Annotated in this window: 11 protein-coding genes; 1 reads left to right on the top strand and 10 read right to left on the bottom strand. The window is 71.2% G+C overall.

The genetic code is table 11. The features are described 5' to 3' along the window. Positions 1 to 3: 3 nt before the first annotated feature. The 4 genes from ACFWPT_RS13245 to ACFWPT_RS13260 form a co-directional block, all read right to left on the bottom strand. Positions 4 to 465 (bottom strand): GNAT family N-acetyltransferase, encoded by a 462-nt coding sequence (locus ACFWPT_RS13245; RefSeq protein ID WP_063347227.1) that lies wholly within the window; start codon positions 463 to 465, stop codon positions 4 to 6. 1 nt (position 466) lies between these two features. Next, on the bottom strand, positions 467 to 1,405 hold the full coding sequence (locus ACFWPT_RS13250) for an RluA family pseudouridine synthase (protein WP_063347228.1): 939 nt from the start codon (positions 1,403 to 1,405) through the stop codon (positions 467 to 469). A 60-nt stretch (positions 1,406 to 1,465) separates the two neighbouring features. After that, positions 1,466 to 2,119: a signal peptidase II gene (gene lspA, locus ACFWPT_RS13255; RefSeq protein ID WP_079135530.1), complete on the bottom strand. Its 654-nt coding sequence runs from the start codon at positions 2,117 to 2,119 to the stop codon at positions 1,466 to 1,468. A 164-nt stretch (positions 2,120 to 2,283) separates the two neighbouring features. Then, positions 2,284 to 2,751: a TraR/DksA family transcriptional regulator gene (locus ACFWPT_RS13260; RefSeq protein ID WP_244293330.1), complete on the bottom strand. Its 468-nt coding sequence runs from the start codon at positions 2,749 to 2,751 to the stop codon at positions 2,284 to 2,286. Between the two features lie 641 nt (positions 2,752 to 3,392). On the opposite strand from ACFWPT_RS13260, the gene ileS reads away from it, so the two are divergent. After that, positions 3,393 to 6,521, top strand: a complete 3,129-nt coding sequence (ileS, locus tag ACFWPT_RS13265) for an isoleucine--tRNA ligase (RefSeq protein WP_380372137.1) — start codon at positions 3,393 to 3,395, stop codon at positions 6,519 to 6,521. 185 nt (positions 6,522 to 6,706) lie between these two features. Here ileS and ACFWPT_RS13270 read toward each other — a convergent pair whose 3' ends face one another. The 6 genes from ACFWPT_RS13270 to ftsZ all read right to left on the bottom strand — a co-directional run bounded on the left by ACFWPT_RS13270 (position 6,707) and on the right by ftsZ (position 12,139). Further along, a complete protein-coding gene (locus ACFWPT_RS13270) occupies positions 6,707 to 8,047 on the bottom strand; it encodes a DivIVA domain-containing protein (protein WP_063347231.1) in 1,341 nt (446 codons plus the stop codon). A gap of 59 nt (positions 8,048 to 8,106) precedes the next feature. Next, complete coding sequence (locus ACFWPT_RS13275) at positions 8,107 to 8,388, bottom strand: YggT family protein (protein ID WP_063347232.1); 282 nt, start codon at positions 8,386 to 8,388, stop codon at positions 8,107 to 8,109. A gap of 99 nt (positions 8,389 to 8,487) precedes the next feature. Then, entirely contained in the window at positions 8,488 to 9,090 is a 603-nt protein-coding gene (locus ACFWPT_RS13280; protein ID WP_031071810.1) for a cell division protein SepF, read from the bottom strand. Positions 9,091 to 9,393: 303 nt separating this feature from the next. Next, complete coding sequence (locus ACFWPT_RS13285; protein WP_079135532.1) at positions 9,394 to 10,200, bottom strand: YggS family pyridoxal phosphate-dependent enzyme; 807 nt, start codon at positions 10,198 to 10,200, stop codon at positions 9,394 to 9,396. Beyond that, on the bottom strand, positions 10,200 to 10,931 hold the full coding sequence (pgeF, locus tag ACFWPT_RS13290) for a peptidoglycan editing factor PgeF (RefSeq protein WP_363368413.1): 732 nt from the start codon (positions 10,929 to 10,931) through the stop codon (positions 10,200 to 10,202). The genes ACFWPT_RS13285 and pgeF overlap by 1 nt, the downstream gene beginning before the upstream one ends. Continuing rightward, a complete protein-coding gene (gene ftsZ, locus ACFWPT_RS13295) occupies positions 10,928 to 12,139 on the bottom strand; it encodes a cell division protein FtsZ (protein ID WP_063347233.1) in 1,212 nt (403 codons plus the stop codon). Before ftsZ ends, pgeF begins: the two co-directional genes overlap by 4 nt. Between the last annotated feature and the right edge of the window lie 185 nt (positions 12,140 to 12,324).

Consider the following 12,324-nt stretch of genomic DNA (forward strand, 5'->3'; position numbering starts at 1 on the left):
GCCCTACAGCACCCGCGTCATCGTCCGATGCGGTATCCCCGCGGACTCGTACACCGGGCCCTCGGCCGTGTACCCCAGCCGCTCGTAGAACCCCAGCGCCCCCACCTGCGCGTGCAGTTCCACCTCGACGGCCCCGCGGTCGAGCCCGGCCGCCTCGATCGCCCGCACCAGCTGGGCCCCGAGCCCGGTCCCCCGGGCCGCCGACACCACCGCGAGGCGTCCGAGCAGCACCCGGCCCTCGACACCCCCGGTGAGCTTCAGCGCCTGCTCCCCGAAGATCAGCCGTGCGGTCCCGAGCGCGGTCCCGTCCGCCGCCACGGCCAGCAGGTGCACCGAGGTCGCGTCGTACTCGTCGTACTCCAGTTCCTCCGGCACGTGCTGCTCGACGATGAACACCTCGCGCCGCACGTCCCGCACCAGAGTCAGGTCCGCGGCGCCCGCCGCGGTCCGGATGGCCGCCGTCATCTCAGCTCTCCGACGAGATGATGTCGAGCGCCTTGCGCAGGTCGGGCGAGTACTCGCTGGAGAACTCGACCCACTGCCCGTCCGCCGGGTGCTCGAAGCCGAGCGACACGGCGTGCAGCCACTGCCGGGTCAGCCCGAGCCGCTTGGCCAGCGTCGGGTCGGCGCCGTAGGTCAGGTCGCCCACGCAGGGGTGGCGCAGCGCGGACATGTGGACCCGGATCTGGTGGGTGCGCCCGGTCTCCAGCTTGATGTCGAGCAGCGAGGCCGAGCGGTAGGCCTCGACCAGGTCGTAGTGGGTGACGGACGGCTTGCCGTCCTTGGTCACGGCCCACTTCCAGTCCGAGCTGGGGTGCCGTCCGATCGGCGCGTCCACGGTGCCGCTCAGCGGGTCCGGGTGCCCCTGCACGAGGGCGTGGTAGCGCTTCTCGGTGATCCGGTCGTGGAACTGCCGCTTGAGGTCGGTGTACGCGCGCTCGGACTTGGCGACGACCATCAGCCCGGAGGTGCCGACGTCGAGCCGGTGCACGACGCCCTGGCGCTCGGCGGCGCCGGAGGTGGAGATCCGGTAGCCGGCCGCGGCGAGCCCGCCGATGACGGTGGTGCCGGTCCAGCCGGGGCTGGGGTGCGCGGCGACGCCGACCGGCTTGTCGACGAGCACGATGTCCTCGTCGTCGTGGACGATCCGCATGCCCTCGACCGGCTCGGCGATGATCCGCACGGGGGCGGCGGGGGCGGGGATCTCGACCTCCAGCCAGGAACCGGCGGTCACCCGGTCCGACTTTCCGGCCACGGCGCCGTCGAGCGTCACCTTGCCGTCGGCGGCCAACTCGGCGGCCTTCGTCCGGGAGAAACCGAACATCCGGGCGAGGGCGGCGTCGAGGCGCTCGCCCTCCAGGCCGTCGGGTACGGGGAGGCTGCGGATCTGCGCTGCGGTACTCACCCGTACGAGTATGCCGGAACCGCGGCCCTCCGCCGCCCGCCCGACCGCCCGGGGCCCCTGCTACTCGGTCTTGCCGCCCTGCTGGTGGACGGTGCCGTCCGGGTTGCTGCCCCGGAAGGAGAGCAGCACGACGAGGATTCCGCCGCAGACGATCGCCGAGTCGGCGAGGTTGAAGACCGCGAAGTGCTGGACGGAGATGAAGTCGACGACGTGCCCGCGGAAGACGCCCGGCGAGCGGAACAGCCGGTCGGTGAGGTTGCCCAGGGCCCCGCCGAGCAGCAGCCCGAGCGCGATCGCCCAGGGCAGGCTGTACAGCCGGCGGGCGATCCGCCAGATCACCACGATGACGGCCGAGGCGATCATCGTGAAGACGACGGTCAGCGCCTGCCCCATGCCGAAGGCGGCGCCGGAGTTGCGGATGACCTGGAAGGTGACGACGTCCCCGATCACCTTGATCGCCGCGTGGTTCTCCAGCCGGGCCACGACCAGCAGCTTGCTGCCGAAGTCGATCAGGAAGGCGAGCAGCGCGACGACCATCAGCACGCCGATCCGCCGACGGCCCTTCGGCGCCTCCGCCGCGGCCGGGGCGGTCGCCTCGGCGGGCTCGGCAGGCTCCGCGGGCTCGGTGGGCTCGGCCACGGCCACCTCCACGGCTTCGGCGGGGGTCGGGACGGCGTCGTCCCGCGTCTGGGGGGAACCTTGCGTACTGATGATCCGCTCCGCTGCCGGTGGAGCTCCCCCGGTTGGAGGTGGGGGAGGGTGGGCCCATGGTCGCCGTACCGGACACCTCCGAACCGGACGTGTCCCAGGATTCAGGCGACGTTACGGGGTCGAGCGTACGGCAAGCCCGACCCCCTGCGCCGCCCCGGTCGGCCGCGTCAGCGGCGTTCCTGCTTGGCCTTGCACTGCACGCAGAGCGTGGCCCGGGGGAAGGCCTGCATCCGGGCCTTTCCGATGGCTTGCCCGCAGGACTCGCAGGTGCCGAAGCCGACGCCCTCCAGCCTGGTCAGGGCCCGCTCGGTCTGGGCGAGGCTGTCCCGGGCGTTGTTGGCGAGCGCGAGTTCGCTCTCCCGCGAGATGTTCTTCGTACCGGCGTCCACCTGGTCGTCACCGGCTCCGTCGTTGGAGTCACGCATCAGGCCGGAGATGGCCGCTTCGGCGGCGTCGATCTCGTTCTGCAGCCGCTCCAGCTCGCTGATGAGCTCGGTGTGCAGCTCGTGGACCTCGTCGGTGGTCCACGGGTCCTCGCCGGGCCGGACCGGCAGCGTGGCCGGGTCCACCGACTCGGCGCCGCGCGGCACGGTGACGGTGTCGGTGCTGCTCTTCTGCCGTGCGGTAGTGGTCACGGTCCCCTCCCCTGGATCGGCCGCCACGGCCTTGCGTGCCCGCTTGGTGGCGGTACCCGCGCCGGTTGCCTTCTCAGCCATGGCTTCGACCCCATCTACGAACGAATCGAGCCGCCGGTTCCCGGCGGCCTCCAGTGCCGGAACGATAATCCCGATCAAAACCGGTCACAACATGACATTCCGACGCCCCATGATGATCCCACCCAGGCAGCCGCCCCAGCCGCCACGCCCCGCGCGCTGACCAGACTTGTGCCCAGATCACCCCCGCCTAACCACCACCGCCGCCGGCCCCGGAGCGCCCCGGCCGTCCACCGCGGGGAAAAACGATTTGGACAAACCGACTCACCCGGCCGATACACTGGCCCTGCAAGGCGCAGATGGGACGAGTACCGACGTACGCAGCCACCAGCGACCCGGGGACGGTGCGAGCCCGGGGGTGTGCACGGCGGGAAGATCACCCCGGAGCCGCCGGAAGAACGGCCGCCCGCCACCGCGCGGGCCGGCCCACTAGACCCGGCAGCAAGCCCAAACAAGAGGGCCGCAGCAGCACCGCGGCCAAGGAGGGTGGTACCGCGGGGCGGCTCGCCGTCTCGTCCCTCCGTCGGATCCCGTTCACATCCGCCGGAGGTATGACGCCCGCGATGAGCACCTACAACTCCGTCCCCGCACAGGTGGACCTGCCCGCCCTCGAACACCAGATCCTGTCGTTCTGGCAGGACAACAAGATCTTCCAGCGCAGCCTGGAGCAGTCCGAGGGCCGCCCCGAGTGGGTCTTCTACGAGGGCCCGCCGACCGCCAACGGCATGCCCGGCGCCCACCACATCGAGGCCCGCGTCTTCAAGGACGTCTTCCCCCGCTTCCGGACGATGAAGGGCTACCACGTCGCCCGCAAGGCCGGCTGGGACTGCCACGGCCTCCCGGTCGAGCTCGCCGTCGAGAAGGAGCTGGGCTTCTCCGGCAAGCAGGACATCGAGGCGTACGGCATCGCCGAGTTCAACGCCAAGTGCCGCGAGTCGGTGACCCGCCACACCGACGCCTTCACCGAGCTGACCACCCGCATGGGGTACTGGGTCGACCTCGACGAGGCCTACCGGACGATGGACCCGTCGTACGTCCAGTCCGTCTGGTGGTCGCTCAAGCAGATCTTCGACAAGGGCCTGCTGGTCCAGGACCACCGGGTCGCCCCCTGGTGCCCGCGCTGCGGCACCGGCCTGTCCGACCACGAGCTGGCCCAGGGCTACGAGACCGTCGTCGACCCCTCGGTCTTCGTCCGCTTCCCGCTGACCAGCGGCCCGCTGGCCGGCCGGGCCGCGCTGCTGGTCTGGACCACCACCCCGTGGACCCTGGTCTCCAACACCGCCGCCGCCGTCCACCCGGAGGTCACCTACGTGGTGGCCACCGACGGCGAGGAGAAGCTGGTCGTCGCCGAGCCGCTGCTCGCCAAGGCCCTCGGCGAGGGCTGGGAGGCCACCGGCGAGTCCTTCACCGGCGCCGAGATGGAGCGCTGGGCCTACCGCCGCCCGTTCGACCTGGTCGAGATCGAGAACGCGCACTACGTCCTCAACGCGGACTACGTCACCACCGAGGACGGCACGGGCATCGTCCACCAGTCGCCCGCCTTCGGCGCGGACGACCTCGCGACCTGCCGCAAGTACGGCCTGCCGGTGGTCAACCCGGTCCTCGCCGACGGCACCTTCGCCCCCGAGGTCCCGCTGGTCGGCGGCCAGTTCTTCAAGAAGGCCGACGAGGCCCTGGTCGCGGACCTCAAGGAGCGCGGCCTGCTCTTCCGCCACCTCCCGTACGAGCACAGCTACCCGCACTGCTGGCGCTGCCACACCGCGCTGCTCTACTACGCGCAGCCGTCCTGGTACATCCGCACCACCGCGGTCAAGGACGCCCTGATCCGGGAGAACGAGGCCACCAACTGGTACCCGGAGACCGTCAAGCACGGCCGCTTCGGCGACTGGCTGAACAACAACATCGACTGGGCGCTCAGCCGTAACCGCTACTGGGGCACCCCGCTGCCGATCTGGCGCTGCGAGGAGGGCCACCTCACCTGCGTCGGCTCGCTGGCCGAGCTCTCCGAGCTCACCGGCACCGACCAGAGCGAGCTCGACCCGCACCGCCCGTACATCGACGACGTGACCTTCGCCTGCCGCGAGTGCGGCGGCGCCTCGACCCGGGTCCCCGAGGTCATCGACGCCTGGTACGACTCGGGCTCGATGCCCTTCGCCCAGTACGGCTACCCGTACCAGAACAAGGAGCTGTTCGAGAAGCGCTACCCGGCGCAGTTCATCTCCGAGGCGATCGACCAGACCCGTGGCTGGTTCTACACGCTGATGGCGGTCGGCACCCTGGTGTTCGACAAGAACAGCTACGAGAACGTCGTCTGCCTGGGCCACATCCTGGCCGAGGACGGCCGCAAGATGTCCAAGCACCTGGGCAACATCCTGCAGCCGATCCCGCTGATGGACCAGCACGGCGCCGACGCCGTCCGCTGGTTCATGGCCGCCGGCGGTTCGCCCTGGTCGGCCCGCCGGGTCGGCCACGGCACCATCCAGGAGGTGGTCCGCAAGACCCTCCTCACCTACTGGAACACCGTCGCCTTCCAGGCCCTGTACGCCCGCACCGCCGGCTGGTCCCCCTCGGCCGCCGATCCGGCCCCGGCCGACCGCCCGCAGCTGGACCGCTGGGTGCTCTCCGAGCTGAACACCCTGGTCCGCGAGGTCGACGCCGCCTTCGAGGCGTACGACACCCAGCGCGCCGGCAAGCTGCTGTCCGGCTTCGTCGACGACCTGTCCAACTGGTACGTCCGCCGCGGCCGCCGCCGCTTCTGGCAGGGCGACGCGGCCGCGCTCGCCACCCTGCACGAGGCGCTGGAGACGGTCACCCGCCTGATGGCCCCGATGACCCCGTTCATCACCGAGCAGGTCTGGCAGGACCTGGTCGTCCCGGTCGCCGCGGACGCCCCGGCCTCGGTCCACCTGGCCACCTGGCCGCAGGCGGACGAGTCGCTGATCGACGCCGACCTCTCCCGGCACATGGCGCTGGTCCGCCGCCTGGTGGAGCTCGGCCGGGCCACCCGCGCCGAGTCCGGCGTGAAGACCCGTCAGCCGCTGTCCCGCGCGCTGATCGCCGCCCAGGGCTGGGACGAGCTGCCCGCCGACCTGCGCGCGCAGATCGCCGAGGAGCTCAACGTCTCCACCCTGGAGTCGCTCGCCGAGGTCGGCGGCTCGCTCGTCGACACCAGCGCCAAGGCCAACTTCCGCGCCCTGGGCAAGCGGTTCGGCAAGGGCGTGCAGGACGTCGCCAAGGCGGTCGCCGCCACCGACGCCGCCCGCCTGGCCGCCGAACTGCGCGCCGACGGCGAGACCTCGGTCGAGCTGAACGGCGAGCAGGTCGCCCTCTCCCCGGACGAGGTGATCATCACCGAGACCCCGCGCGAGGGCTGGGCCGTCGCCAACGAGTCCGGCGCCACCGTCGCCCTCGACCTGGCCATCACCCCGGAGCTCAAGCGGCTCGGCGTCGCCCGCGACGCCATCCGCCAGATCCAGGAGGCCCGCAAGAACTCCGGCCTCGACGTCGCCGACCGGATCGTCCTGCGCTGGCGGGCCACCACCGAGGAGACCGCCGAGGCCATCGCCGAGCACGGCCCCCTCGTCGCCGAGGAGGTCCTGGCCACCGACTTCGCCGCCGGCACGGCCGACTGGGACTCCGAGACCTTCGCCGACGAAGCCCTCGGCCTCGCCTTCCAGCTCCGCAAGGCCTGACCCGCTCCGAAGCCGCCGTCACCCCGCCCGGGGCGACGGCGGCTTCGCCGTACCCGCGCGCCCCTGAAGTGGCGTCACCACCCCGCGCGCGCCCATCCCCCGCCCCCGACCGCACCACAGCAGAGCGCCCCCTGTTCGACCCGTGGGTCGAACAGGGGGCGCTCTCAAAAGGCCGTGCTACAACCTCAGTTGTCGCCGTCCTCGTCGATCAGGAAGCCCCGCATCGGCGCCGGAGCCTGCTGCATCGGCTGCGGAGGCTGCGGGCGGACGGCCGCCATCGGCTGCGTCATCCCGGCCGGCTGCATCTGCGGCGCGCCGGTGTTGCCACCGGACGCCTGGCCGCCGAAGCTCGGCGCCGGCGGGTTGCCGCCGAAGGAGCTCTGCCCACCGAACGACGGCGCGTTGCCGCCGAAGGCCGGCTGGTTGCCACCGAAGGCCGGGGCACCGCTCATCGCACCGGCACCGGCCGGAGCCATCGACGAGGCCGCCGGCGGCAGCGACGCGGTGGCGGGGATCCGCGGCGGGGCGAGCGAGTCGTCGGCCTGCGACTCCAGCTGGCGCAGCTGGGTCTCCAGGTACGACTTCAGGCGCGTCCGGTACTCGCGCTCGAACGCCCGCAGGTCCTCGACCTTGCGCTCCAGCGTGGCGCGCGCGGACTCCAGCGAGCCCATCGCGACGCGGTGCTTCTCCTGCGCGTCCCGCTCCAGGGCGTCGGCCTTGGCGCGGGCGTCGCGCTCCAGGCCCTCGGCGCGGCTGCGGGCCTCGCCGACGATCTTGTTGGCCTCGGAACGGGCCTCCGAGATCGCCTGGTCGGCGGTCTGCTGAGCGAGCGCCAGAACACGGGCGGCACTGTCGCCACCGGGGCCCTGCTGCTGCATGGGGGCGCCGAGCGGGCCGCCCATCTGCTGCTGCGGCGGGCCGCCCATGGGGCCACCCATCGGCTGCATCTGCTGCTGCTGGCCCATGCCCTGGCCCATCGGGTTGCCCATCTGCTGCGGACCACCGGGGCCGCCCATGGGCTGGAGCATCTGACCGCCCATCGGCTGCACCAGCTGCTGCTGGCCGCCCATGGTCTGGTTCATCTGCTGCTGCTGGCCGCCCATCTGCTGGGGGCCGGCGGGGAGCTGCGGGGCGCCGGAGGGCAGGCCGAGCGGCTGGTTGCCCATCTGCTGCTGCTGCGGGCCGCCCATCTGCTGCTGCTGCTGCGGACCACCGGGGCCCATCTGCTGCTGCTGCGGACCGGGACCCTGCTGGCCGGGAACCGGCGGGCCGGATATGGCAGCCGGGACGGGGGCGCCGGAACGGGCGTCCTGCGGCGGCTCCTTCCGCATGTTCGCCTGGTTCTGCGCGGCGGCGCGAGTCGCGGCGGCCAGCTTGGCGCGCAGGTCCTCGTTCTCGCGAAGCAGGCGGGTCAGCTCTCCTTCGACCTCGTCGAGGAAGGCATCGACCTCGTCCTCGTCATAGCCTTCGCGCAGGCGGACGGTCGTGAACTGCTTGTTCCGAACGTCCTCGGGGGTCAATGGCATCTCTTCACCTCAACGTGATCGTCGGCACACCGGCATCCTGTCGCATCGCTCACCTACGACTAGGGCCGCACAAGCGAGATCAGGACATACACAATGATCATCAGTACGAAGAAGGACAGGTCGAGCGCCACGCCCCCGAAACGCAACGGCGGAATGAACCGCCGAAGAAGCTTGAGCGGCGGATCCGTGACAGTGTACGTGGCCTCCAGGACCAGGACCATGGCCTTGCCGGGCCGCCACGAACGCGCGAACTGGAAGACCCAGTCCATGACCAGTCGCACAAGCAGGAACACCAGGAAGACGGTCAGGGCGTAGTAGAGCACCGCCCACACGATGTCCATCGCGTTTCCCTCTCCCCGGTTCCGGGCCCTCGGGCCCGCCGCTCGTCACCTGTCGCTAATCCACTGTTGATCAGATCCACACGTAAAGTCGTGGCCGGGTCAGCTCTGGTTGAAGAACCCACCCTCGGCGATCCGAGCCTTGTCCTCCGCCGTGACATCGACGTTAGCAGGCGACAGCAGGAACACCTTCTGTGTCACGCGCTCGATACTGCCGTGCAGACCGAAGACGAGTCCAGCGGCGAAGTCTACGAGTCGCTTCGCGTCGGTGTCGTCCATCTCGGTCAGATTCATGATCACGGGGGTCCCGCCACGGAACTGTTCCCCGATGGTACGGGCCTCGTTGTAGGTTCGCGGGTGCAGCGTGGTGATGCGGTAGGGCTCTCGTTCGTTCACTACCTTGGGCATGATCACCGGGGCGCTCTTCTCCAGGTTGTGGCGGCGTTCGGGTGTGATGGACGACACGGGGGCCATCCTCGGGGTCTCCTGCCGGATCGGCACCGCGGCCGGAACCGGCTGCGGGGTGATCGAGGAGACCGGGGCGGGCGCGGCGGCCGGCCGGGGGATGTCCTCGGTCCGCTGTCCCGTTCGAATCGGCTCGGGGTCCGCGTCGTAGTCGTCGTCAGGGTCGTACCCCTGACCGTCGTACGTCTCGTCCTCCACGAGGCCGAGGTAGACCGCCATCTTGCGCATTGCGCCGGCCATGCTCCTGTCTCCTCCGCTCATAGCCACCTCGCTGGCGCTCGGTGGCGGCTTCGCGAAACGCGCACCTTCCGATGGTCGCTCGCTCTGCTCGCTCCGTGCGGACCGGCTCCGTCCCGGCGGCCAGGCCGTGCGGCCCTGCCTGCGGATTCCGCGGTCCACCCACGACGGCCCGTCAGGCCGACGGCCGGTCAGAGTTCTTGGGGTGGGGGCCGCGGAGCTGCGATCCACGGTTCGCTAGCGCTCCGAGGAGCTGCTAGATTCTGTCCTATTTTGTCCTGCAGTCTGATCTACTACCCGGTGACGTTACCTGAGGGGTGACCTCACTCCGAGTACCGCCGTTCCGACGCGCACATGTGTCGCCCCGGCGGCAATCGCCTGCTCAAGGTCACCGCTCATCCCTGCGGAGACCATGGTGGCAGCAGGATGGGTCGTGCGTACTGCGGTTGCGATTTCCGTCAGCCGCTCGAAGGCGCGGAGCGGGTCCCCGGCGAGCGGACCGGCCAGCGGAGCGACGGTCATCACACCGTCCAGCCGCAGGCCGGGCGTGTCGGCGATCGCGTCCGTGAGTTCCGCGACATCCTCCGGGGCGACTCCGGCCCGGTGGGCCCCCTCGCCGTGCTCCTTGTCCAGGGCCACCTGCACCAGGCAACCCAGCTCCGGGCGCTCGGACTTGAGCACCGCCGCGGAGAGCGACCCGACCAGCCGCAGCCGGTCCACCGAGTGCACGTGGTTCGCGTACCGGACGACCGAGCGGACCTTGTTGGTCTGCAGCTGTCCGACGAAGTGCCAGTCAAGAGGAAGGTTTCTGCACTGCTCTGCCTTGGGCGCGGCGTCCTGGTCGCGGTTCTCCGCGACATCCGTCACACCCAGTCCGGCCAACAGCGCGGTGTCCTCGGCGGGGTAGGTCTTGGTGACGACGACCAGGGTGACCTCGTCGCGCGGCCGTCCGGCAGCCGCACAGGCGTCGGCGATCCGCCGCTCGACCACGTCGAGGTTGGTCCCCAGCTCCTCGTACCGGGCCCGCTGCCCCTCCGTCAGGGTCTCCAGCCAGCTCTGGTCGGGAAGGCCGCCGCGACTCCCCGGGAACGGTCCGTAGATGTCGTTCGTCATCAATGATCAGAGCCCAACCAGACGTAGCTCGCGAGCCGGCCGGTGCGCTGCTCGCGGCGATAGGAGTAGTGGTCCGCGGATTCGAGGGTGCAGACCGGTGACCGCACCAACTCGGTGACCCCGGCGGCGGCCAGCTGGGCCGCGACCCCCTCGGCCACGTCCAGCGCCGGCGTTCCCCAGGAGGTCTCGGCGAACGCGGCGGGCACCACCGCGGCGACCTCCGCCCGCAGGCCGGCCGGCACCTCGTAGCACCGGCCGCAGACCGCCGGGCCGGTGGCCGCGGCGATCCGGCCGGGTTCGGCCCCCAGTTCGACCATCGCCCGCACGACCGCGGGCACCACCCCGGCCGCCAGCCCGGGCCGGCCCGCGTGGGCCGCGCCCACCACGCCCGCCACCGGATCGGCCAGCAGCACCGGGGTGCAGTCGGCGGTCAGGACGGCGAGCGCGAGCGGCCGGTCGGTGACCACCGCGTCCACCGTGGGGGCGTCCCCCGGCGACTGGCGCTGCGTCACCACGGCGACCTGCGCACCGTGCACCTGGTTCATCCAGACCACGTCGGCCGGGTCGAGCCCGAGCTCCCCGGCGGCGATCGCCCGGTTCTCCCGGACGGTCTCCGGGTCGTCCCCCACCGCCCCGCCGAGGTTGAGCTCCCCGTACGGCGAAGTGCTCACCCCGCCCCACCTGTCGGTGAAGGCGAAGTGAGCACCCGCGCGTACGGCGTGATCGATCACTTAAGGAAATCCGGGACGTCGAGCTCCTCCGCCGGGCTCTCGACGTACGGCTGCCGGACCGGCTGCACCTGCGGCGGCACCGGGGCGGCGGTCACGGTCTCGGTGGCGCGCGGCGAGGCGTGGGTCTCCCCCTCCGAACGGGAGGTCACCGAGCCGATGCTCCCGTAGGACGGCCGGGTGGCCGGGCGCTCCGGGGCGGCCGGCGGCGTGGCCGCGGCGGGGGTGGCCTTGACCACCGGGTCGCGGACGATCGCCGGCGGCTGCCCGCCGTCGAAGCCGGCCGCGATGACGGTGACCCGGACCTCGTCGCCGAGCGCGTCGTCGATGACCGCGCCGAAGATGATGTTGGCCTCGGGGTGCGCGGCCTCGCTGACCAGCTGGGCCGACTCATTGATCTCGAACAGGCCGAGGTCGGAGCCGCCCGAGATGGAGAGCAGCACGCCGCGGGCGCCGTCGATCGAGGCCTCCAGCAGCGGCGAGGAGATCGCCATCACGGCGGCCGCCTTGGCGCGGTCCTCGCCGCGGGCCGAGCCGATGCCCATGAGCGCCGAACCGGCCTCCGACATGACGGACTTGACGTCGGCGAAGTCGAGGTTGATCAGGCCGGGGGTGGTGATCAGGTCGGTGATGCCCTGGACACCGGAGAGCAGGACCTGGTCGGCCGAGCGGAACGCGTCGAGCACGCTGACCTGGCGGTCCGAAATGGACAGCAGCCGGTCGTTGGGGATCACGATGAGGGTGTCGACCTCTTCGCGCAGGCTCGCGATGCCGTCCTCGGCCTGGTTGGCGCGGCGGCGGCCCTCGAAGGTGAAGGGGCGGGTGACCACGCCGATGGTCAGAGCGCCGAGCGAACGGGCGATGTTGGCGACCACGGGCGCGCCGCCCGTGCCCGTGCCACCACCCTCACCCGCGGTGACGAAGACCATGTCGGCCCCCTTGAGGACCTCCTCGATCTCCTCGCGGTGGTCCTCGGCGGCCTTGCGGCCGACCTCGGGGTTGGCGCCGGCGCCGAGGCCCCGGGTGAGTTCACGGCCCACATCGAGCTTGACGTCGGCGTCGCTCATCAGGAGGGCCTGCGCATCGGTGTTGATCGCGATGAACTCGACGCCCTTGAGACCGACCTCGATCATCCGGTTGATGGCGTTGACACCACCGCCGCCGATTCCGACGACCTTGATGACTGCGAGGTAGTTCTGCGGTGCTGCCACGTCGAAGGCCTCTCGCCTCGAATTTCCGGGTCGGTCCGACCCGACGGGGGATCGTACCGACGGATGTCGATGGGTAGGGAGCCTGGTTTCTGACTGAATGTCCGAAATGCCGACCGCCGACCCCAACCCTAAACTTGACCTTTAGGGTTAGTCCTGTGCCTCCGTCACATCACCAGGGGGCACAG

Origin of the sequence: Kitasatospora sp. NPDC058478 (assembly GCF_042720345.1) — a bacterium.
Classification (GTDB): domain Bacteria; phylum Actinomycetota; class Actinomycetes; order Streptomycetales; family Streptomycetaceae; genus Kitasatospora.

Coding starts and splice junctions, on each gene's coding strand:
- ACFWPT_RS13275 (WP_063347232.1), bottom strand. CDS start 8,388: ATGGACATCGTGTGGGCGGTGCTCTACTACGCCCTGACCGTCTTCCTG.
- ACFWPT_RS13245 (WP_063347227.1), bottom strand. CDS start 465: ATGACGGCGGCCATCCGGACCGCGGCGGGCGCCGCGGACCTGACTCTG.
- ACFWPT_RS13285 (WP_079135532.1), bottom strand. CDS start 10,200: ATGACGAACGACATCTACGGACCGTTCCCGGGGAGTCGCGGCGGCCTT.
- ACFWPT_RS13280 (WP_031071810.1), bottom strand. CDS start 9,090: ATGGCCGGCGCAATGCGCAAGATGGCGGTCTACCTCGGCCTCGTGGAG.
- ileS (WP_380372137.1), top strand. CDS start 3,393: ATGAGCACCTACAACTCCGTCCCCGCACAGGTGGACCTGCCCGCCCTC.
- ACFWPT_RS13270 (WP_063347231.1), bottom strand. CDS start 8,047: ATGCCATTGACCCCCGAGGACGTTCGGAACAAGCAGTTCACGACCGTC.